Source organism: Agromyces mangrovi (assembly GCF_030296695.1).
Taxonomy (GTDB): domain Bacteria; phylum Actinomycetota; class Actinomycetes; order Actinomycetales; family Microbacteriaceae; genus Agromyces; species Agromyces mangrovi.
The window spans coordinates 266,362-287,331 of record NZ_AP027737.1 but is presented as its reverse complement, the minus strand read 5'-3'; the positions used below and the strand labels follow the sequence as shown (position 1 = coordinate 287,331).

Here is a 20,970-nt window from a genome sequence, read left to right as displayed (position 1 = left end):
GACTGTGAGGCTGCCCCGCACCCGGCGGGGCGATCGAGACGGGAGTACACCGTGCCCAAGGAACGCGGCGAGCAGGTCATCGCCACCAACCGGCGGGCCCGTCACGACTACCTCATCGAGGACACGTACGAGGCCGGCATCGTGCTGAGCGGCACCGAGGTGAAGTCGCTGCGGCAGGGCCGCGCGTCGCTCGTCGACGGCTACGCGTACATCGACGGCGGGGAGGCGTGGCTCGACGCCGTGCACATCCCCGAGTACACGCAGGGCACCTGGAACAACCACTCGCCCCGGCGCAAGCGCAAGCTGCTGCTGCACAAGCAGGAGATCGTGAAGATCAGCCACAAGACCAAGGAGGGCGGGTACACGCTCGTCCCCCTGAAGCTGTACTTCTCCGACGGCCGCGCGAAGGTCGAGATCGCGGTCGCGAAGGGCAAGCGCGAGTACGACAAGCGCCAGGCGCTGCGCGAGAAGCAGGACAAGCGCGAGGCCGACCGCGCGATCTCCAGCAGGCGGCACCTGGGGGAGTGAGCGGGGTTAGGCTCGACCAGATGAACGCCTCGACCCGACTCGACATCCCCGGCACCGTCAACTTCCGCTCGGTCGGGCCGGTGCCCGCTGCCGCCGGCACGGTGCGCGAGGGCGTGCTGTTCCGTTCCGACGCGCTGCACGAGCTCGGCGAGCCGGGCCGCCGGGCGCTGCGCGAGCTGGGCGTCGGCATCGTGATCGACCTGCGGGACGAGTACGAGGTCGCGAACCGGCCCGACGACCTCGACGGCCTCGACGTGGAACTGCTGCGCCTGCCGGTGTTCGAGGGCTCCGGGGCATCCGCCGGCCAGCCCGGCATCACCCTCGACGCGCTCTACGCGCGCATCGTCACCCAGCACACCGGCGTCGTCATCGAGGCGCTGCGCGAGATCTCGCGCGCCGACGGCCGCGGCGTCGTCGTGCACTGCACCGCGGGCAAGGACCGCACCGGCGTCATCACGGCGCTCGCGCTGCTGTCGGTGGGCGTCGATCGCGACCTCGTGCTCGACGACTACGCGAGCACCGAGCAGTACCTCGCGGGCCCGTGGCTCGAGGGCATGATCACGCTCGTCGGCGAGTACGGCGTACCCGACTCGCCCGGGCTGCGCATGCTCATGGGCGGCAGCCCGCGTGAGGCGCTCGCCTCGGCGCTCGACCTCATCGACCGTCGGCACGGCTCGGCGCGCGACTACCTGCTCGCGGGCGGACTGTCGCTCGACGAGCTCGGCGCGCTCGAGCAGGTGCTGGTACGCGCCGACTGATCCACGCGCGTCCGGCCGGCGACCCGAGGATCGCCGGCCGGATCGCGAGCTCGTGTCAGACCGGGAGCACCTCCGGCAGCGCCCCGGCGCCCGTGAACAGGCGGTCGAACACGTTGCGCCGGTCGAACTGCAGTGCGTACTCGCGCGCGGCGTGCGATCGGGCGAGGCGGTCCTCGGGGCTGAGGCCCACCACGGCGTCGTCGATCGCGCGGGCGATCGCGTCGGCGTCCTCCACCGGGATGATCGTGGCGTGGTCGCCGACCGCCTCGAGGATGCCGCCGGTGTCGGCCGTGATGACCGGCCCGCCGCCGGCGAGCATCTTCTCCGCGAGCGCGATGCCGAACGTCTCGACGAACTCCGGCCGCGGCTTGCTCGGCAGCACGTACGTCGAGCAGCCGGCCATGAGGAACGGCTTCTCCGAGTCGTCGACGTCGTCGAGGAATCGGATGCGGTCGGCCAGCGGCGACGCGGCCGCGAGCGCGCGCAGCGCCTCGGCCTCCGGGCCGCGGCCGGCGATGACGAGCTGCTGGCTCGTGCTCGCCGCGCTCTTCTCGAAGCCGGCGATGAGGTCGTCGACGCCCTTCGCCTTGGTGAGGCGCGAGAGGAACAGGATGTATCCGTCGCGCGTGAGGCCGCGCGACGCGAGGCGTGCCTCGAGCTCGGACTCGTCGAGGTCGAGGTACTGGTCGGTGTCGATCGCCGGGTAGGAGATCTCGATGCGCTCGCGGCACTGGTCGGCGAACTTCGTGCCGTGGAACGCGTCGATCTCCGCGGCCGACGACACGATCAGGTCGCGCGTGTACTCCGAGACGGCCACGCAGTGGTCCTGGCTCAGGTAGCTCGACAGGATGTGCGCCGCCGCGCCGAACTGGCCGCTGTCGACGCACGAGCGCACGACGTTCGTGACATCCGACCCCACCGCCTCGGCGATCGTCGTGACGTTCACCGGCAGGCCGGTGCTCCACGCCGCTCGTACCGCGTCGGACACGGCGACGGTGTGCGGGCTCAGGTAGAGCGAGAGGCACACCGTCGGCACTCCGTCGGTGAACAGCTCGATCAGCCGGCCGGTGATGCCGGCCAGGTACCGGCCGTCGGGCACCTTGTAGTCGCCGACCGGCTCGGGTCGCTCGACGAAGATGCCGTCGCTGTACGGCAGCACGCCCTCGAGCGGCTTGAGGGGCAGGCCCGTCGCTTCGAGCCGCTCGATCGGCCAGGTGACGATGCGCACCTCGTCGAAGCCGCGTTCTCGCGCCGTCTCGGCGAGATTGCGCCCCTCGACCGAGTGCCCGCAGATCACGGGGTCGGCGCGGTTGACGATGACGAGACGGTTCCGGGGCTTGGTCTCCATGGCTTCCTCCGGTGTTCGATGGTGCGGTGGTGCGTGCCTTGCGTTGCGATGGACGGTGGAACGGATGGTGCGGGTGGTGCGCGTGGTGCAGGTCGTGCGGTCAGCGGACGGGGGTCGAGGGCGGTCTTCGTGCGGTGCCCCACGCGGATGGCTCGTCGCCGAGCTCGAGCACGAGCTCGCCGCCGCGGTGCAGCTCGTCGCCGCGCAGCCAGGTGCGGTCGAGCGGTGCGCCGTTGAGCGTCGCCGACTGCACGTACTGCGCGGGGCTGTCGTGCTCGGGCTCGCGGAACCCGCGGGTGCGCACGAAGAAGGTCTCCTCGCCGCCGACGCGGATCTCCGACTCGGCGAACGACGGCGCGTTGACGAGGAAGCGGTTCTGGCCGGCGATGGGGAAGATGCCGAGCGACGCCCAGATGTACCAGGAGCTCAGCCCGCCGGAGTCGTCGTTGCCGGGCAGCCCGCCGCGGCCGGTGCCGAACTGCTGGTGCACGATCGCGTGCACCACCTCGGCCGTGCGGTCGGGGCGGCCGGCGTAGTGGTACGACCAGGGCGCCTCCATGTCGGGCTCGTTGTTGAGGCCCTCGAACCGCCCGAGCGCGTACCCTGCGGCGAGCTCGTCGGGGCCCGGGTCGATGCCCGGCTGCGTGACGGGGTCGGCGCCGTAGCCGAAGAAGTCGTCGAGCAGCTGCACGAACGCGTCGTCGCCACCCGCCAGGTCGATGCGCCCGGCCATGTCGTGCAGCAGCCGGAACGAGTAGTTGTACTTGCTGCCCTCGTAGAAGGTCGAGTCGCGAAGCAGGCCGGATGCCGAGTCGAACGCGTTGACCCACTGGGCCGCGAGCGGCTCGAACTCCTTCACGAGCGCCCGGTCGCCCATGCGCAGGGCGACCTTCGACGTGCACCAGTAGCCGAACGCGAGGTCGAGGGTGTGGCTGATCGGGTGCGCGTGGCCGCGCAGCAGGAAGTCCTCGCCGTAGGTGCGGCGCAGGTCGTTGTGCATGTGCACGAGCGCCCAGTCCCAGTCGATGCCGGGCAGGCCGAGCTGGCAGAGGTCGGCGAGGAACGTCTGCGCGAGCGCGCTGCCCTGCCGGGAGAAGCGGTCGCTGCCGCGCGCCATGCGGTACCCGATCGGGAAGTTGCCCTCCTCCTCGCAGATGGTGAGCAGCGCGTTGCCGAGCTCGACCGCGCGCTCGGGCATGAGCGTGGTGAGCAGCGGCAGCTGCGTGCGGTAGATGTCCCACATGGTCGAGAGGTCGAACACGAACGGTCCGTCGGTGGGCCAGAACGGGCTCTCCTGCGGGGCGAGGCACGGCTTGATGAGCGAGTGGTAGAGCGCGGTGCCGAAGATCGTCTCGCGGTCGGCCGACGGGGTGTCGATCGCGATCGAGCGCAGCTGCTTGCGCCAGGCCTTCTGCGTGCGCTCGCGGCGGTACCCGAACCGGTTCGCGCCCGACCCGCAGTCGCGCCGAAGGTTCTCGCGCGCCTGCTCGACGCCGCGCAGCGAGAACCCGATGCGGATCTCGATGGTGTGCCCCGGCTCGCTCGGCCCGGCCCACATGAGCCCGAACGGGCGCAGGGTCGTGGGGCGGATGTGGTCGAAGTCGAGCCGCGTGCCGCCGGGCATGAGTCGCCGGTCGTACCAGAGCATCTGCCGCCAGTGGTGCTCGTCGCACTCGATGTAGACCGACAGCGGCGTGCCCTCGACCACGATCTCGCCCTGTGCGATGCCCGGCGCGACCTGCTCGAGGTGGGCGCGCAGCGGAATCGTCGAGCCGTACGGGATCGACAGGCCGCCGAGCGAGAAGTCGATGACGATGCGCGCGTTCTCGTGCCGGGGGAACGTGTAGCGGTGCACGGCGCTCTTCGGCCCGACGGTGATCTCGGAGCGCACGCCCGAGTCGAGCGTCGCGGCGTAGTAGCCGGGCGTCGCCTCCTCGTCCTCGATGCCCCAGGTGCGCCCGAGCACGTCGAGCGGCTCGAGCATGGGCGTCACGCGGAAGTAGTTGTAGTACTTGCGGATCGCCCCGGTGCCCGACTGCTGGAAGTGCGTGAAGCCGGATGCCACGGGCTCGTCGTGGATGGTGCGCGGAATGCCCTCGGTGTTGAGGTCGTACCGCCCGTACCCCGTGGGGTAGGCGCCCGAGTAGGCACACGCCGACACCATGCCGAGCGGGTAGGTCGCGCCGGGGTGCGTGTTGCCCACCTGGGGCTTGGCCCACCACCACGTCGCCGCGAGCCCGGTCTGCTTCGGCAGTGACGTGACCTCGGTGCCGATGAACGGGTCGACGCGGTCGATCATGCCGCCTGTCCCGTCGTCGTCGGCGGCTGCGGCCGGGTGGTTCCGGTGGTGCCCATGCATGGACGGTATGGGCGCAATGTGTTGATCGCATTACGTGCGTGTGTCGGGCTGGCGACGAGGCATCCGCTGCGCTCGGGCCCGTGCGACACGTGCGCATCGGGTGACGGATGCCCCTGAGAAGGTGTATCCTGAAAGGCCGCGCACCCCCGAGGGTCGCGGGCTTGACAACTCCACAGCGTGCGACGACGACCCGCCATTCGGCGGCTCATGGGGATGATCGGTTTCGACATTGCCTGTGTGCCCACGAGAAGCGGGCCGAGGATGCAGAGTTATCTCGTAAACGCCCTCTGCACACCAATAACTGCCAATAAGAAGCAGTCCGACTTCGCCCTCGCTGCTTAAGCGAGCCCGATAGTCCGTCAGCCCGGGTGTGTTCCCGCCCCGGGTACTGGCGTCATCTAGGGAACTCGCTGCGCGACGTCGCCTGAGCGTCGTGCGGGACTTTCCTCAGGCTGGGCCTGTCGACTTGGATGCCTGTGGCAAAGGTCGGGGCCGAGCAGAACGCCATCACAGGCTGCGCCCGGAGAATGCGTGGAATCTCAGCGATGGACGGGGGTTCAATTCCCCCATCTCCACCACCGGTCGTCGTCGCACGCTGCGGGGTGCTCCCTCCGCCGGCCGGACCGGCCTCAGTCGCTCGTGTCGGCGCTCGCCGCTCCGGCACCCTCGAACGTGCCCGTGGTGAGGCCCTCGGGGTCGTACGCCAGGCACAGCACGCGCCGGTCGTCGTCGAGGTCCCAGCTCTCCTCGGTGGGCGCGAAGTAGTACCAGTCGAGCGGCGTGAGCGACCACTCGACGCCCACGAAGTCTTCGAACGCCGGGTCGCACTCCACGGCAACGAGCGGCCAGAGTTCGTCGTCCGGCGGGAGCGACGAGGCCTGGAGCTCGAACTCGTGGAACGCCTCCGCGACGTGCGGGTCGGAGCAGGGCATCACGGGCACCACGTCAATGAGGCCCGCGGGGCCGGTGTCGCCGACGCAGTCGCCGATGCGCAATTCGCTCGGCAGTCGCACGCCCGCTTCGGTGATCGGCTCGGGCGTCGAGGGGAGCTCGATGACGCCGCCGGGCCGGAAGGCGTCGGCGACGATCGAGCAGCCGGTGAGGATCGATGCGGTGGCCGCTACGAGCGCAAGCGCACACGTCGCGCGCCTGACGGGGGAGTGTGCGCGCACCGTTGCTCCGATCTCGGGGTGGGTCTGCAGCGTAGCCGTCCGCGACCGCCCCGCTGCGCCTGTCCACAACGGATCTACGGTCGCGCGCAACCCCCTGCCCATTGTCGGCGCGCGCACCTACGCTCGAGACGATGAAGCTGCTCCTCGCCTCTGCAGGCGTCACCAACCCGACCATCCGGGACGCACTCGTCGAGATGCTCGGAAAGCCGATCTCCGAGGCATCCGCCCTCGCCGTCCCGACGGCGAGCTGGGGGCACCCATGGGTCGAGCCGGCGCGCCCGTACGAGTTCATCAGCGGGCGCGAGCCGCGCACGCCGATGACCGAGCTGGGCTGGAAGTCGATCGGCGTGCTGGAGCTCACGGCACTGCCCACGATCGACCGAGGCCGATGGACACGTTGGGTCGACGAGACCGACGTGTTCCTGGTCGGTGGGGGCGACGCCGTGTACCTGGCGTACTGGATGCGGGAGTCGGGCTTGGCCGACCTGCTTCCGACCTTCGACGAGAAGGTCTGGGTGGGGCTGAGCGCCGGCAGCATGGTGCTGACGCCCCGCGTCGGTCCCGAGTTCCTGGCCGGCGAGCCGATCACCGGCACCGACGAGACGCTCGGTGTCGTCGACTTCTCGATCTTCCCGCATCTCGAGCACCCCGAGCTGACCGAGAACACCATGGCGGCTGCCGAGACGTGGGCGGAGCGCCTCGGCGGCCATGCCTACGCGATCGACGACGCGACCGCGATTCGCGTCGTCGACGGCGAAGTGGACGTGGTCTCGGAGGGCACGTGGCGGTACTTCCCGGCGACCGGTTGAGGCCCGGGCCGCGGGTGGTGCCGCGCCCGGGGCCGACGCTCGCCGACCGATTCAGCGCACGTGCGGCAGCACCTCGGCGGCGATGAGCTCGAGGTGGTCGAGGTCGGTCATGTCGACCGTCTGCAGGTAGACCCGCTCGGCGCCGAGCTCGCGCAGGCGGCCGATCTTGTCGACGGCCTGCTGCGGGGTGCCGGCGACGTTCACCTCGGCGAACGTGTCAGGATTCCCGCCCGCGGCGAGCACGCGGCGGCGGTACTCGTCGTCGGTCGTTGCGACGACGGTCGGCAGCGCGGCCGAGTACTTCAGGTCGGCGGGGTCGCGGCCCTCGGCCTCGCAGGCGGCGCGCACGCGCGCGAAGTTCTCGGCGAGCTCGGCCTCGCTCACGAACCCGCGGTTGAACTCGGTCGCGTAGCGGGCGGCGAGCTGGGGCGTGCGGCGCGGACCGCCACCGCCGACGATGACCGGCACGCGGTGCTGCGCCGGCTTCGGCAGGGCCGGGGAGTCGCTCAGGGTGTGGTGCTCGCCGTCGAAGTGGAAGCGGTCGCCCACGGGAGTGCGCCAGAGCCCGGTGACGATCTGGAGCTGCTCCTCGAGCAGCTGGAAGCGGCGCTCGGGGAACGGCATGCCGTAGGCGGCGTGCTCGGCCTCGAACCATCCGGTGCCGAGCCCCAGTTCGACACGACCGCCCGACATCTGGTCGACCTGCGCCACCTGGATCGCGAGCACGCCCGGGTGACGATAGGTCACCGACGACACGAGCGTGCCGAGCCGCACCCGCTGGGTCTCACGGGCGAGTCCGGCGAGCGTCGTCCACGCGTCGGTGGGGCCGGGAAGCCCCTCGCCGGGGCCCATCGCGAGGTAGTGGTCGGAGCGGAACCAGCCGTCGAAGCCGAGCCGCTCGGCCGCCTGCGCGTGGGCGAGGATCGTGTCGTAGCTGGCGCCCTGCTGGGGCTCGGTGAAGACGCAGAATTCCATGGGTTCCTCTCGATCGGATGCCCCGTCGGGGCCAGTCCTCGTCTGCTCAGCGCGGGCCGTGGCCGAGCACGCCGAGCACCTCGTCGTGCAGCACGCCGTTGGTCGCGAGCGACGAGTCGCTCCACGGACCGGGCGTGCCGTCGATGCTCGTGAACCGGCCGCCTGCTTCCTCGACGATGGGGATCAGCGCGGCGAGGTCGTAGACCTTCACGTCGAACTCGCCCGTGATGTCGATGAGCCCGTCGGCGAGCAGCATGTACGACCACATGTCGCCGTACGCGCGGTCGCGCCAGACGCGGCTCTGCAGGTCGAGCAGCCGCTCGAGGTAGCCGGCGTCCCGCCACTGCCCGAGGCTCTGGAAGCTGAGCGACGCGTCGGCCAGGTCGGCCACCTGCGACACGCGCATGCGTCGAGGGGCTCCCGACGCGGATGCCTCGGGGTCGCCGTCGACCGCATGGCCGCGCTCGGCGTCCGACGAGAACGTCCACGCGCCCGACCCGGTGGCCGCCCACCAGCGGCGGCCCATCGCGGGCGACGAGACGACGCCGACCACGGGCACGTCGTCGATCGCGAGCGCGATGAGCGTCGCCCACACCGGCACGCCGCGCAGGAAGTTGGCGGTGCCGTCGATCGGGTCGATGATCCAGCGACGCGTGCTCGACCCCTCGGTGCCGTACTCCTCGCCGATCACGCCGTCGTCGGGGCGCTCGGCCGCGAGGTGCTCGCGGATGGCGCGCTCGACCGCGAGGTCGGCCTCGGTGACGGGGGAGCGGTCGGGCTTGGTCTGCACGTCGAGGTCGACGGCGCGGAACCGCTGCAGCGAGACGCGGTCGGCGATCTCGGCGAGTTCGAGGGCCAGTGCGAGGTCGTCGGCGTGCGGTGCGGTCACCCGTTCAGGCTATCGAGCGGGTGGCCGGGTCGCACGCCCGAGCGGCTCGCGACGCGCCGTCGGCCTCGATTGGCGCGAAGGGGGTTCGTGATGCTACCGTTGACCCTCGGTTCGACTTGCGCCAGCATCGAATCGGAACGCACCTCTAGCTCAATCGGCAGAGCAACTGACTCTTAATCAGTGGGTTCAGGGTTCAAGTCCCTGGGGGTGCACCGCAGGAGCCCGGTCACGCGAGTGACCGGGCTTCCGTCGTTCCGGGGTCGGTCTCGCCTCCTGCACAGTGTGTGCTGCGGAGGCCTATTCGTCGGGTGTCTCCTCCGCTCATGTCTCCAGCCCAGCGGCGGCCTAGCGTGCAGCTCGTGGGGCGGAAGCGGGCGAAAATCCTTCAGCAGATGCGTGATGCGCCGCGCAACGTTCCCTTCGAGGACCTGCTCTGGATCTGCCGGGAGCTGTTCGGGCGGGAACGAAGAAGCGGGAGCCATCGCGTGTTCTCGACCCCGTGGCAGGGCGACCCCCGAGTCAACATCCAGCCCGGGAGGAACGGCAGGGCGATGACGTACCAGGTGAAGCAGATGCTCGAGGCCGTGGAACGGGTGCAGAATGAGAGTTGAGGAGGGACGCATGTACACCGCAGACGACTACGTGGTTCGGGTCGAGCACCACTACGGCGAGTACGTCGGCCTCGTGTCCGAGTTTCCATCCCTCTCGAACGTCGCCGACACGCGGGCCGAAGCCGAAGCCGGCATGCGCGCCCTGCTCGCCGACGTGCTGCGCGACCTCGTCGACTCGAACGAGCACGTACCGACTCCGCTGATCTCGGCATAGCCACCGCGTCACCGCGGCGCGTCCGGCGTCGTCACAGGCGCGGGGAGTAGCCTGAAGCGTGACTTCAAGCGACGCCCACGTCGAGGCAGCGGCTCCCGAAGAGCCGGCCGCGACCACCTTCTCCGACCTCGGACTCGACGGCGAGGTGCTGAAGGCACTCGACGACGTCGGCTACGAGACCCCCTCCGCGATCCAGGCGGCGACCATCCCGACCCTCCTGAGCGGGCGCGACGTCGTCGGCCTCGCCCAGACCGGCACCGGCAAGACGGCGGCGTTCGCGCTGCCGATCCTCGCGCGGCTCGACGTGTCGCAGAAGCAGCCGCAGGCGCTCGTGCTCGCGCCGACGCGCGAGCTCGCCCTGCAGGTCTGCGAGGCGTTCGAGAAGTACGCCGCTCGCATGCGCGGCGTGCACATCCTGCCCGTCTACGGCGGCCAGGGCTACGGCGTGCAGCTGTCCGCGCTGCGCCGCGGCGTGCACATCGTCGTCGGCACCCCGGGCCGCATCATGGACCACCTCGACAAGGGCACGCTCGACCTGTCGGAGCTCAAGTACCTCGTGCTCGACGAGGCCGACGAGATGCTGAAGATGGGCTTCGCGGAGGACGTCGAGACGATCCTCGCCGAGACGCCGGACGACAAGCAGGTCGCACTGTTCTCGGCGACCATGCCGGCCGCGATCCGCCGCATCTCGCAGCAGTACCTGAACCTCCCCGAGGAGATCACGGTCAAGGCGAAGACCCAGACCAGCGCGAACATCACGCAGCGCTACCTGGTCGTCTCGTACGCCCAGAAGGTCGATGCGCTCACCCGCATCCTCGAGGTCGAGAACTTCGAGGGCATGATCATCTTCGTCCGCACCAAGAACGTCACCGAGGAGCTCGCCGAGAAGCTCCGGGCGCGCGGCTACTCGGCGCAGGCGATCAACGGCGACGTGCCGCAGGCGCAGCGCGAGCGCACGGTCAACCAGCTGAAGTCGGGCAAGCTCGACATCCTGGTGGCGACGGATGTCGCGGCGAGAGGCCTCGACGTCGAGCGCATCAGCCACGTGGTGAACTTCGACATCCCGACCGACAGCGAGCCGTACGTGCACCGCATCGGCCGCACCGGCCGCGCCGGTCGCTCCGGTGACGCGATCAGCTTCGTGACCCCGCGCGAGCGCGGCCTGCTCAACCGCATCGAGAAGGCGACCCGCCAGCCGATCGAGCAGATGCAGCTGCCGAGCGTCGACGACGTGAACGTTACCCGTCTCGCGCGGTTCGACGACCGCATCACCGCTGCCCTCGCGCAGAACGAGCGCATCGACGGGTTCCGCGACATCATCGCCCACTACGTGCGCCACCATGACGTGCCCGAGGCCGACGTGGCCGCGGCGCTCGCCGTGGTCGCGCAGGGCGACTCGCCCCTGCTCATGGAGCCCGAGCCCGAGCGCCCGCGCCGCGAGCGCGACGACCGTCCCGCGCGCGACCGCGACGGCGGCGAACGGGGTGCGCGCCCGCGTCGCGGCAGCGGCAAGCCCATGGAGACCTACCGCATCGCGGTCGGCAAGCGCCACCGCGTCGAGCCCCGCCAGATCGTCGGCGCGCTCGCCAACGAGGGCGGGCTGCAGCGCGACGACTTCGGCGCGATCCAGATCCGCCCGGCGTTCTCGCTCGTCGAGCTGCCCGCCGACCTGCCCGGCGACGTGCTCGACCGGCTCTCCGGCACGCGCATCTCGGGCAAGCTCATCGAGCTGCGTCCCGACACGGGCGCCCCGAAGCGCCGCGACCGCGACGACCGCGGCCCGCGCCGCGACTGGGACGACCGTGGATCCCGGAAGTCGCGCGACGACCGCGACGACCGACCGCTGCGCAAGCCCCGCCACAAGGGGTAGCCGCCCGAGGCCGGGGCTCCGTTGCCGGACGTCGATCGGCAGCGGCATGCGCTCGAGCCAGCGGAGGAGACCAGAGTTCCCCCGTGTGCGCCAGGGGGTCGACAACGCATCATCCCCGGCGTAGCATCCCTTCAATCCGTAGCCCCCGCCTACGAACATCCGCGCACCCGAACCACTGCGCGGCCGACGAAAGGTCGGGCGTGCGCGCACCATCAGCCGATGGACCCTCTCGTGGACCGTCGCGAAGACCTGTGAATGCGGGATTGGCGTGGAGCGCCCCCGCGATCCTGCTCGCTGCGAGCGTCCCCGCCTACGCGGCGTCGGTCGGACCACCGACGATCATCATCGGTGGCGCGTGCAAGCTACCCGGGGCCTCGTGCTCGGATGCCTTCACGAAGGGCTACGTGTTCGAGGTGTCGGTGACGAACACGACGAACCAGACGATCTGGCTCTACAACGAGCCGGGTGCTGCCATCGTCGTGACCGACGACAGCCCCGACATCGACCTGTTCTTCCAGGCGGCGGTGAACGCGACGACCGGCGTGGTCGTCTCGTTCCCCGCAGAACTCGCTCCGGGCGAGTCGGTCACCGTGATCCTCAACGCGGGGAGCAACGGCGACAGTGGGAACATCGCCGACATCAACGGAACGATCAGCGTCCCCTGGGGGAACATGCCGACTCCGCCCGATCCTGCGAACCCACCGGTCGTGGCCGGATTCACGGCGCCGGGCACGCCGCCGATCCAGAATCCGGACTGCAGCATCACGCTGCCGCCCAACTGCGGCACGCAGCCCAGCTGACTCGAGCGACTCCCGCCCCGCGCGCATCCGCTCAGTCGTCGTAGCCGCGGGCCACGAGCGCCTCGCCGAAGGCGTCGGCCGTGCGCAGCGAGCGGACGATCACCGGCACGGCGATCGCCCGCAGCGGCCCGCCGGCCCCGCGCGCACGGCGTGCGTCGAGCACCTCGCGCACGATCGCGGCGAGCAGGGGCACGCAGCGGATCGTGAGGGCGAGCACCAGGCCGACGCGCTCCGAGTCGATCCACGGCACGCGGCGCAGCGCCGCCTGCACGGTGTCGAGCAGGGCCTCGACCCGCGTGGTCATGGTGAAAACGGCGGCCAGGGTCACGGCCGTGAGGATGCGCAGCGCCATCGCCGCGGCATCCGCCCAGGTGCCGAACCAGGCGTGCACCGGTACCGCGACCGCGAGCAGCCACAGCACGGGCGTCACCTGCCGGGCGGTCTGTCGCAGCGGCAGGTGCGCGAGCGGCACCAGCGCGCACGCCAGCACGAAGGCGGCGGCGAGCGGGACCGGGTCGCGCAGCACCGCGAGCACGGTGACGGCCGCGGCCAGGAGCGCGAGCTTCACTCCCGGCCGCATCCGATGCAGCACCGAGGTGCCCGGCACCGCGAAGCCGATCACGCGACGACCTCGCGATAGGCGGCCAGTGCTGCGGCGGGCACGTCGTCGGCGACGATCCGGCCGGCGTCGACCACGAGCACGCGGTCGAAGTCGGCGAGGGCGTCGAGGTGGTGGGTGACCATCACGAGCTGCTGGGGGAGCGCGGCGAGGTGCTCGCCCACGATCCGCGCGTTGCGGGCGTCGAGCAGGGTGGTCGGCTCGTCGGCGACGAGCACCGCGGGGCGCGCGACGAGCACCGCCGCGAGGGCGAGCAGCTGCTTCTGGCCGCCCGAGAGCTTGTGCGCGGGCCGATCGGCGAGGTCGGAGAGACCGAACGTCTCGAGCGCCTCGTCGACGCGCGCGGCCGCCTCGTCGGCCGGCAGCTTGTGCCGACGCAGGGTGAACGCGACGTCCTCGCGCACCGTCGGCATGACGATCTGGTTGTCGGGGTCGGTGAAGACGAACCCGACCAGGCGCCGCACCTCGCGGCCCCGGCGGGCCACGTCGAGGCCGTCGACGAGCACGCGCCCGGAGGTCGGCTGCACGAGCCCGTTGACCATGCGCGCGAGCGTCGACTTGCCCGACCCGTTGGCGCCGACGATGCCGATGCGGCGCTCGTCGAGGCGCAGCGAGACGTCCTCGAGCACGGGCACGTCGCCGAAGCGATGCGCCACGTGCTCGAAGACGATCTCGGTCATGCTCAGGAGCGGTCGTCCTGCTGCACCGACGGGTCGGCGACGGCAGGGCGGTCGGATGCCTCGGGGCCGACGGTCGCGCCGGAGGCATCCGTCTCGCCCGTCGCAGACGCCCACGGCCACGGCTTCGGCTCGATGATGCCCGGCCAGGCGCGGTGCACCGCGGAGGCGACGAGCACGGTCACGACCACCTTGATGAGGTCGCCCGGGATGAACGCGAGCGCGCCGAGCGCGGCGGCGTCGAGCGGGATGCCGACCGTGACGGCGGTCCACGGGACGCCGACGAGGTAGATCGCGAGGATGCCGCCGATCGCCGTGACGAGCAGCGCGGGCAGGATGCTGTAACGGGGGAGCAGGCGCGCGGTGCACCAGCCGATCACGAACGCGCCGAGGATGAACCCGAGCAGGTAGCCGCCGGTCGGGCCGACGAAGACGCCGAGGCCGCCACGGCCGCCGGGCAGGATCGGCAGGCCGATGAGCGCGAGCACCACGTAGGTCGTGACCGCGAGGGTGCCCTTGCGCGGGCCGAGGATGGCGCCGGCGAGCATGACGCCGAGCGTCTGCAGCGTGATCGGCACGCCCAGCGACCCGATCGGGATGGCGCCGGGCAGGCTGAGCCCGGCGATGAGGGCGGCGAAGACCGCGATCTGGGCGAGATCGCGGACGGTGGAACGTGAGGACATGGGCGGGTTCCCGTCGGTCGAGTGGATCGGCGGTTCTCACGTTATGCAGCGGCGACAGGGCTGCGCGCGGATGCCCGTACAAAAACGGGGCCCGGAATTTTCACCCGCGGGCGGGCGGCCGTTCGCTACGCGGCGTCGGCGGTCTCGAGCTCGTCGGCAGCGACGGGCGAGATGTCGGCCACGGCGTCGGCCTTCGGGGCATCCGTCGGGTCGGCCCAGACGACGAGTGGCTCGGGCGTCCAGCTGAGGGCCATCTCGCTCGTGGCCGCCGCGTGCTCGGCATCGCCAGTGGCGTGCGCGTCCGCCTGCGTCGCGAGGATCTCGCGGGTGAGCTCGGCGGCGATCTGGTGCGTGACCATCGCGCGGAAGATGCCGTCGGTGTCGTCGTCGGTGCGGCGGACGAGGGTCCAGTCGCCGGAGGCGCCGATGAACTGCGCGAGGCGGGCGTTCAGGAGGTCGAAGACCTGCTCACCGGTGAGGGTGATCTGCTTCGGCGCCTCGGCGGCTGCGGCTTGCGCCTTGCGGCGCCGACGGCGGCGGAACATGCGGGCCCCTTCCGGGAGTGGAACGACTGCTCCACCCAGTGTCGTATGCCCGCGGCGGTATCACCCGCTCGACACGCCGCCCCTGTGGATGGGCGGCGTCAGTCCTCGAGTTCCTCGAGCGCGCGCTCGTCGGCGACCGTGCCGATCGCGATCGCGAGGCTCGCGCCCCAGGCGACCCACATCAGCAGCAGCCTCCAGTCGCGCGGCCCGCTGGCCGTCGCGCGGACCACGCCGATGCCGCTGATGAGCGAACTGATCACTGCACCGCTGAAGAGGTACTTGCGCATGCGCCCACGCTACCGCGATGTGTCGCGAGCCTGAGAGCAACCTTGGAATCCAGCCGCTCGATTCCGTCCTGACCGATCGGTCAGCCTACGCTGCTGGGGTGACCACCACGACGCCCGAGGCGCGCACGGCGCCGAGCGACGCGCTGCGCGACACGGCCCTGCGGCACTTCGCCGCCAGCGGCTTCGCGGGCGCCTCGCTGCAGCAGATCGCCGATGACGCCGGATACGCCAAGTCGAGCGTGCTGTACCACTTCGGCTCCAAGGAGGCGCTGCTCGAGGCGGCGATCTCGCCCGCGCTGGAGGCGCTCGAGCACGTGATCGACGAGCTCGTGGCATCCGACCTCGCCGCCGACGACTGGGTGCGGTTCCGCGAGCGGTTCATCGAGATGCTGCTCGCGCACCGACTCGAGGTGTTCACCTTCATCAACCACCGGTCGTCGTTCGCCGGCGTGCCCGTCTGCACGCGCACCGACGACGTGATCCGGCGCCTCACCGACCTCATCTTCGCCCAGCAGCCGAGCACCGAGGAGCGCCTGCGCTTCGGCATCGCGCTCGGCGGGGCCGCCTACGCCCTCGTCGCCGGCATGACCTACCGCGACGAGGCCGACTTCGCCGAGGACGACGTGGTCCGCCGGGCGCTCAACCGCATCGTCGGCGAACTGCTCGAACCCGTCACCGCACAGCGATAAGGACATCCCCGTGGCACTGCTCCTCCACCGTCTCGGCCGGTTCTCGTACCGGCGCGCCTGGCTCGTGCTGGTCGGCTGGGTCGTCGTGCTCGGCGCGCTCGTCGGCGGCGGCGTCGCCCTCGGCGGCCAGCTGCAGGAGTCGTACGCGATTCCCGGCACCGAGTCGCAGGACGCGCTCGACACGCTCGAGGCGGTGTTCCCGCAGACCGCGGGCGCGTCGGCGAACGCCATCGTGCAGGCGCCCGAGGGCGGCATCGTCGAATCCGAGCCGTATCGCACGGCGATCGAGGACATGGCCGACGAGCTCGAGGCGCTCGACGGGGTCGCCTCGGCGACCAGCCCGTTCGACGAGTACGCCGGCAATGCGGTCTCGGGCGACGGGCGCACCGCGTACATCCAGGTGCAGTTCGACGGGCAGGTCACCGACGTGACCGACGCGCAGATCGAGGCCGTCACCGACACCGCCGAGATCGGCGAGGATGCGGGGCTGCTGGTGGCGTTCGGCGGTGACGTGTTCCAGGAGACCGAGTTCGGCCTCACCATCACCGAGGCGTTCGGCGTGCTGTTCGCCGCGGTCGTGCTCGTCGTCACGTTCGGCTCGCTGCTCGCGGCAGGGATGCCGCTGCTCAGCGCGCTCATCGGCGTGGGCGTGTCGTTCGGCGGCATCTCGATCGCCGCCGCGTTCACCACGGTCTCGAGCACCGCGCCGATGCTCGCCGTCATGATCGGGCTCGCGGTCGGCATCGACTACGCGCTGTTCATCCTGTCGCGCCACCGGACCCAACTGGCGCGCGGTGCCGACCCCGAGGACTCCGCGGCCGAAGCCGTCGCCACCGCAGGCGGCGCCGTCGTGTTCGCCGGGCTCACGGTGATCATCGCGCTGCTCGGCCTGCTCGTCGTGGGCATCCCCTTCCTGTCGGTCATGGGCCTCTCGGCCGCCCTCGCGGTGCTCGTCGCGGTGCTCTGCGCGGTCACGCTACTGCCGGCGGTCATGGGCCTCGCCAAGGGGCGCCTGGCGCCGAAGCCGGGCGGGCGCACCGCCCGCCGGGCGGTCGCCGCCGATGAGGGCGGCTCGCGGCCGATGGGCCGCCGCTGGGTCGACGCGGTGCTGAAGGCGCCGGTCGTTGCGGCGCTCGCCGTCGTGGGCGTGCTCGGCGTCGCGGCGGTGCCGGCACTGAGCCTCGACCTGAACCTCCCGACGAGCGGCTCCGAGCCCGAGGGTGCGCCCGTGCGCGAGGCGTACGACCTCATGGCCGACGGCTTCGGGCCGGGCTACAACGGCCCGCTCGTCGTCACCGTCGACATCACGCAGACCACGGACATCTTCGACGATCTCGACGCGATCGGGACGCGCCTCGGCCAGCTCGACGGCGTCGAGTACGTCGCCGACGGCATCCCCAACGAGACCGTCGACACGGCGATCATCCGCGTCATCCCCGAGACCGCTCCCGACGACCCGGCGACCAAGGAACTCGTCGAGTCGATCCGCGAGCTCGCGCCCGAGATCGAGGCCGACTACGGCACGCCCATCGCCGTCACCGGCTACACGGCCGTCTCGATCGACATCTCCAACCGGCTCTCCGACGCACTCATCCCGTTCGCGCTCATCGTCGTCGGGTTGTCGGTGCTGCTGCTCATGGTGGTGTTCCGCTCGCTCTATGTGCCGCTCACCGCCGCGCTCGGCTTCCTGCTCTCGGCGTTCGCCGCGATCGGCGCGACCGTCGCGATCTTCCAGTGGGGCTGGTTCGCCGACCTGCTGCACATCGAACCCGGCCCGATCCTCAGCTTCCTGCCGATCATCCTCATGGCCGTGCTGTTCGGCCTCGCGATGGACTACCAGGTGTTCCTCGTCTCCGGCATGCGCGAGGAGTACGTGCGCACCGGGCGCCCGCGCGCGTCGGTCGTGCACGGTTTCCAGCACGCCGCGCGCGTGGTCACGGCGGCCGCGCTCATCATGTTCTTCGTCTTCTTCGCGTTCGTGCCCGAGGGCTCGGGCGTCATCAAGGGCATCGCCTTCGCGCTCGCAGTGGGCGTCGCGTTCGACGCGTTCCTCGTGCGCATGACGCTCGTGCCGGCAGCCATGGCGCTCGCCGGGCGCGCAGCGTGGTGGCTGCCGGCGTGGCTCGCGAAGCTGCTGCCCGACGTCGACATCGAGGGCGAGGGCCTGCGCACGCACCTCGACGACGCGAGCTGGGCGGCGCGCGACGGCGACGCGATCGGGGCGTCGGAGGCCGTGTTCGGCCTCGACGACGAGCCGATCGGCCCGGTCGACCTGCGCGTACCCGCCGGGGGTGCTGCACGTGACCGGTACGGCCGCGTCGCGCCGCATCGTCGGCGCGACGCTCGCCGGGCGCCTCGAACCGGTCTCCGGCCGGGTGCACGTGCTCGGTGCTCCGCTGCCGTCGGACGCGTCGCGCGCGATGCGTCGCGTGGCCCTCGTCGACCTCCCCGGAGCATCCGCCGACGGCGATCGCACCGTGCGCGAGATCGTCGCCGAGCGCGTCGACGCGGCTGCACCGTGGTGGCGCCTGACCGGTTCGACCCGGGCGACCGACCGCGCGCTCGACCGACTGCGCGGTGCCGGCGTCGAGGTGCACCCGGATGCCCCGCTGGCGACCCTGGACCCGGTCGGCCGCGCCGCAGCGCTCGTCGTCGCCGCGCTCGCCGAGCGCCCCGCGGTGCTCGTCGTCGAGCTAGACGACGCGGTGCCCGCGGCACGCCACGGCGACTGGGCCGAGCTGCTCGACCGGATGCTGCCGGCCGACGTCACCCTCGTGCTCACCGGCCCGGCGGACACCGCCGACACGGTGCCTCCGCGACGCGAGCGTCGCGACCTCGACCTCACCTCCCAGGCGAACGACACGCCCGACGCGTTCGCGCACGACCGGAAGGCAAGCCTCCGATGACCACCCGACTCGAAGCCGCCCTGGGTCGCACGCCCGGCCAGCGCCGCACTCGCCTCGCCATCGCCCTCGCGACCGTCGTCGCCGTGCCGCTCGCCGTGGCGGGGCTCGTCACCGCCGCGATCTCCGGGGGCGACGACCAGCTCGAGGCGATTCCCGCCATCGTGGTGAACAACGACGAGTTCGTCACCACGACCGACGCCGACGGCGAGGAGCAGGTGCTGCTCGCCGGGCGCCTGCTCGTGACCGAGCTGACCGGGCCCGACATGGTCGGGTTCGACTGGACCATCTCGAACGACGAAGAGGCGGCCGAGGCGCTCGCCGACGGCGCCGCGTACGCGGTGCTCACGATCCCCGAGGACTTCTCGGCGTCGGTCGCGACGATCTCGGGCGATGCGCCGGAGCAGGCCGAGCTCACGATCGTGACCGACGACGCGCACGCCTACCTCACCGGTTCGGTCGCGCAGTCGGTCGGCGACGCGATGTCGAGCGCGTTCGGGCGCGAGATCACCGAGCAGTACCTCGCTGGGCTCTACGGCGGGCTGGAGACCACCGCCGATGCGCTGGGCGACGCGGCCGACGGTGCGACGCAGCTCGCCGACGGCGTGGACGAGCTCGCCGGCGGCCTCGACGGGCTCGCGGGCGGGGCGGATGCCACGGCAGACGGCGTGTCCGCCACGGCCGACGGCGCCGCGGCGACCGCGTCGGGAGCGGGCGAGATCGCGGGCGGGGTCGGCGGCCTCGCGACCGGGCTCGACCAGCTCGCCGGGGGCGTGGGTTCGGCGGCGACGGGCGCCGCGGAGGCGGCATCCGGTGCACATGCCTACGCCGACGGCGTCGCGCTGTACGCGTCGGGCGTCGACGGGGTGGCCGATGGCGCGGCCGCGTTCTCGGCCGGCATCTCCGACCCCGCGCAGGGACTTGACGCGCTGACCGCGGGCGTGACCTCCTACGTGGGCGGCGTGAGCGACGCGGCCGACGGGTTCGGCATGCTCGCGCCCCAGCTCGAGGCCGTGCTCGCCGCGGCCGACGCCGCCGGCGTGCCCGGCGCGGCGCAGCTCATGGGCGCTCCCACCGCGACCGCGCAGGGCCTCGACGCCCTCGTCGCGGCGGGGGAGACAGGGACGCCCACGCAGCCCGGCCTCATCCCGAGCACCGCAGCGGCGGTCGGCGCGACCCAGGCGGGCGCCGCCGACCTCGCCGACGGCGCCGCGCAGGTCTCGGCCGGCTCGGCCGAGATCACCGGCGGAGCGGACGAGCTCGCCGCGGGCGTCGACGGCCTCGCGGCCGGACTCGGCCAGCTGTCGACCGCATCGACCGACGCCGCAGGCGGCGCGAACCAGCTCGCCGGGGGCGCGTTCGCACTCGCCGACGGCGCCGGTCAGCTCGCGGGCGGCGCATCGCAGCTCGCCGACGGCGCACGCCAGCTCGCGGACGGCACGAGCGGCGCGGCATCCGGTGCCTCGGAGCTCTCCACCGGCGCAGGCGCGCTCGCCGACGGACTCACCGAGGGTGCGGATGAGGCGGCCGCCGTCGCCGGCATCGACGCCGAGCAGGCCGCCGCCGTGGTCGCACAGCCGGTCGTCACGACCGCCGAGCGCGCGAACCCGATCGCATCGGTCGGCGAGGCCGTCGGCATGTTCTTCGTGCCCGTCGGCCTCTGGGTCGGCGCGCTCGCGATGTTCCTGATCTTCCGGCCCGTGACGGCGGCCGAGCTGCGCAGCACCGCGCCGACCAGCCGCATCGTCTTCCGCGGACTCGCGCGCGCCTGCCTCGTCGGCCTCGCCCAGGCCGTCGTCGCGACCGTGCTGTTGCACGCCTCGCTCGGCGTCGGCTGGGCGATGCTGCCGCAGACGCTCGCGTTCGCGGGGCTCGTCGCGCTCGTCTTCACGGCGCTGCACGCGTTCCTCTCGACCTGGCTCGGCCGGCTCGGCATGGTGGTCTCGCTCGTGCTGCTCGCGGTGCAGCTGCTCGCGTCGGGCGGGTTGTTCCCGGTCGAGATCCTGAGCGCGCCGTTCCAGGCGATCAGTCCGTTCCTGCCGCTCACCTGGGCGGTCGCGGGCATGCAGGCGATCGTGTCGGGCGTCGGCGGGTCGGCGGTCGCGATGCCGGCGCTGATCCTCGCCGCGTTCGGCCTGTTCGCGGTTGTCGGCTCGCTCGCGCTCGTGGCGCGGCGGCGCGGGGCCCGCTCGTTCGGGTTCGCCTCGGCGCGGCTCGCCGACCGCTGACGGTCC

General features: G+C 71.8%; 19 protein-coding genes, 1 tRNA gene and 1 other RNA gene. 11 read left to right on the top strand and 10 right to left on the bottom strand.

Annotated features, from left to right (window positions below; all coding sequences use genetic code 11):
* Window positions 1-51: 51 nt before the first annotated feature.
* Entirely contained in the window at window positions 52-528 is a 477-nt protein-coding gene (gene smpB / locus QUE38_RS01350) for an SsrA-binding protein SmpB (protein ID WP_286309779.1), read from the top strand.
* A gap of 20 nt (window positions 529-548) precedes the next feature.
* Window positions 549-1,286 (top strand): tyrosine-protein phosphatase, encoded by a 738-nt coding sequence (locus tag QUE38_RS01345; protein WP_286309778.1) that lies wholly within the window; start codon window positions 549-551, stop codon window positions 1,284-1,286.
* Window positions 1,287-1,341: 55 nt separating this feature from the next.
* Here QUE38_RS01345 and QUE38_RS01340 read toward each other — a convergent pair whose 3' ends face one another.
* Window positions 1,342-2,634: a glycosyltransferase family 4 protein gene (locus QUE38_RS01340; RefSeq protein ID WP_286309777.1), complete on the bottom strand. Its 1,293-nt coding sequence runs from the start codon at window positions 2,632-2,634 to the stop codon at window positions 1,342-1,344.
* Window positions 2,635-2,734: 100 nt separating this feature from the next.
* A complete protein-coding gene (locus QUE38_RS01335) occupies window positions 2,735-4,933 on the bottom strand; it encodes a glycoside hydrolase domain-containing protein (RefSeq protein WP_286309776.1) in 2,199 nt (732 codons plus the stop codon).
* A gap of 269 nt (window positions 4,934-5,202) precedes the next feature.
* Here QUE38_RS01335 and ssrA point away from each other — a divergent pair.
* Window positions 5,203-5,571: a transfer-messenger RNA gene (gene ssrA, locus QUE38_RS01330) on the top strand.
* 51 nt (window positions 5,572-5,622) lie between these two features.
* Here the strand turns inward: ssrA and QUE38_RS01325 are convergent.
* Window positions 5,623-6,165: a hypothetical protein gene (locus QUE38_RS01325; protein WP_286309775.1), complete on the bottom strand. Its 543-nt coding sequence runs from the start codon at window positions 6,163-6,165 to the stop codon at window positions 5,623-5,625.
* 131 nt (window positions 6,166-6,296) lie between these two features.
* Here QUE38_RS01325 and QUE38_RS01320 point away from each other — a divergent pair, with 131 nt between their 5' ends.
* Window positions 6,297-6,974, top strand: coding sequence for a Type 1 glutamine amidotransferase-like domain-containing protein (locus tag QUE38_RS01320; RefSeq protein ID WP_286309774.1), 678 nt, complete (start codon window positions 6,297-6,299; stop codon window positions 6,972-6,974).
* Between the two features lie 51 nt (window positions 6,975-7,025).
* Here QUE38_RS01320 and QUE38_RS01315 read toward each other — a convergent pair whose 3' ends face one another.
* Together QUE38_RS01315 and QUE38_RS01310 are read right to left on the bottom strand one after the other, a co-directional pair.
* Complete coding sequence (locus QUE38_RS01315) at window positions 7,026-7,949, bottom strand: LLM class F420-dependent oxidoreductase (RefSeq protein WP_286309773.1); 924 nt, start codon at window positions 7,947-7,949, stop codon at window positions 7,026-7,028.
* Window positions 7,950-7,995: 46 nt separating this feature from the next.
* Window positions 7,996-8,838 carry an inositol monophosphatase family protein gene (locus tag QUE38_RS01310; RefSeq protein ID WP_286309772.1) on the bottom strand — a complete coding sequence of 281 codons (843 nt, stop codon included), beginning with the start codon at window positions 8,836-8,838 and terminating at the stop codon, window positions 7,996-7,998.
* A gap of 139 nt (window positions 8,839-8,977) precedes the next feature.
* Between QUE38_RS01310 and QUE38_RS01305 the strand changes: the two genes are divergently transcribed.
* The 5 genes from QUE38_RS01305 (at window position 8,978) to QUE38_RS01285 (ending at window position 12,333) form a co-directional block, all read left to right on the top strand.
* A tRNA-Lys gene (locus QUE38_RS01305) sits at window positions 8,978-9,050 on the top strand.
* Window positions 9,051-9,197: 147 nt separating this feature from the next.
* The gene (locus QUE38_RS01300; protein WP_286309771.1) at window positions 9,198-9,449 is read left to right on the top strand and encodes a toxin HicA; all 252 of its coding nucleotides are present in this window, start codon (window positions 9,198-9,200) and stop codon (window positions 9,447-9,449) included.
* A gap of 10 nt (window positions 9,450-9,459) precedes the next feature.
* Window positions 9,460-9,663 (top strand): antitoxin HicB, encoded by a 204-nt coding sequence (locus QUE38_RS01295; RefSeq protein WP_286309770.1) that lies wholly within the window; start codon window positions 9,460-9,462, stop codon window positions 9,661-9,663.
* Window positions 9,664-9,721: 58 nt separating this feature from the next.
* Complete coding sequence (locus QUE38_RS01290; protein WP_286309769.1) at window positions 9,722-11,533, top strand: DEAD/DEAH box helicase; 1,812 nt, start codon at window positions 9,722-9,724, stop codon at window positions 11,531-11,533.
* 263 nt (window positions 11,534-11,796) lie between these two features.
* Window positions 11,797-12,333 carry a hypothetical protein gene (locus QUE38_RS01285; protein ID WP_286309768.1) on the top strand — a complete coding sequence of 179 codons (537 nt, stop codon included), beginning with the start codon at window positions 11,797-11,799 and terminating at the stop codon, window positions 12,331-12,333.
* Window positions 12,334-12,364: 31 nt separating this feature from the next.
* Here the strand turns inward: QUE38_RS01285 and QUE38_RS01280 are convergent, their stop codons facing one another.
* The 5 genes from QUE38_RS01280 to QUE38_RS01260 all read right to left on the bottom strand — a co-directional run bounded on the left by QUE38_RS01280 (window position 12,365) and on the right by QUE38_RS01260 (window position 15,144).
* The gene (locus QUE38_RS01280) at window positions 12,365-12,955 is read right to left on the bottom strand and encodes an energy-coupling factor transporter transmembrane component T family protein (protein WP_286309766.1); all 591 of its coding nucleotides are present in this window, start codon (window positions 12,953-12,955) and stop codon (window positions 12,365-12,367) included.
* The gene (locus tag QUE38_RS01275) at window positions 12,952-13,632 is read right to left on the bottom strand and encodes an energy-coupling factor ABC transporter ATP-binding protein (protein WP_286309765.1); all 681 of its coding nucleotides are present in this window, start codon (window positions 13,630-13,632) and stop codon (window positions 12,952-12,954) included. Before QUE38_RS01275 ends, QUE38_RS01280 begins: the two co-directional genes overlap by 4 nt.
* Window positions 13,633-13,634: 2 nt before the next feature.
* On the bottom strand, window positions 13,635-14,312 hold the full coding sequence (locus QUE38_RS01270) for a biotin transporter BioY (protein ID WP_286309764.1): 678 nt from the start codon (window positions 14,310-14,312) through the stop codon (window positions 13,635-13,637).
* A 125-nt stretch (window positions 14,313-14,437) separates the two neighbouring features.
* Window positions 14,438-14,857 carry a hypothetical protein gene (locus QUE38_RS01265; RefSeq protein ID WP_286309763.1) on the bottom strand — a complete coding sequence of 140 codons (420 nt, stop codon included), beginning with the start codon at window positions 14,855-14,857 and terminating at the stop codon, window positions 14,438-14,440.
* A gap of 98 nt (window positions 14,858-14,955) precedes the next feature.
* Window positions 14,956-15,144 (bottom strand): hypothetical protein, encoded by a 189-nt coding sequence (locus QUE38_RS01260; RefSeq protein WP_286309762.1) that lies wholly within the window; start codon window positions 15,142-15,144, stop codon window positions 14,956-14,958.
* Window positions 15,145-15,242: 98 nt separating this feature from the next.
* On the opposite strand from QUE38_RS01260, the gene QUE38_RS01255 reads away from it, so the two are divergent.
* Window positions 15,243-15,833, top strand: a complete 591-nt coding sequence (locus tag QUE38_RS01255; RefSeq protein ID WP_286309761.1) for a TetR/AcrR family transcriptional regulator — start codon at window positions 15,243-15,245, stop codon at window positions 15,831-15,833.
* 10 nt (window positions 15,834-15,843) lie between these two features.
* Window positions 15,844-20,964 carry a YhgE/Pip family protein gene (locus tag QUE38_RS01250; RefSeq protein ID WP_286309760.1) on the top strand — a complete coding sequence of 1,707 codons (5,121 nt, stop codon included), beginning with the start codon at window positions 15,844-15,846 and terminating at the stop codon, window positions 20,962-20,964.
* Window positions 20,965-20,970 lie beyond the last annotated feature (6 nt).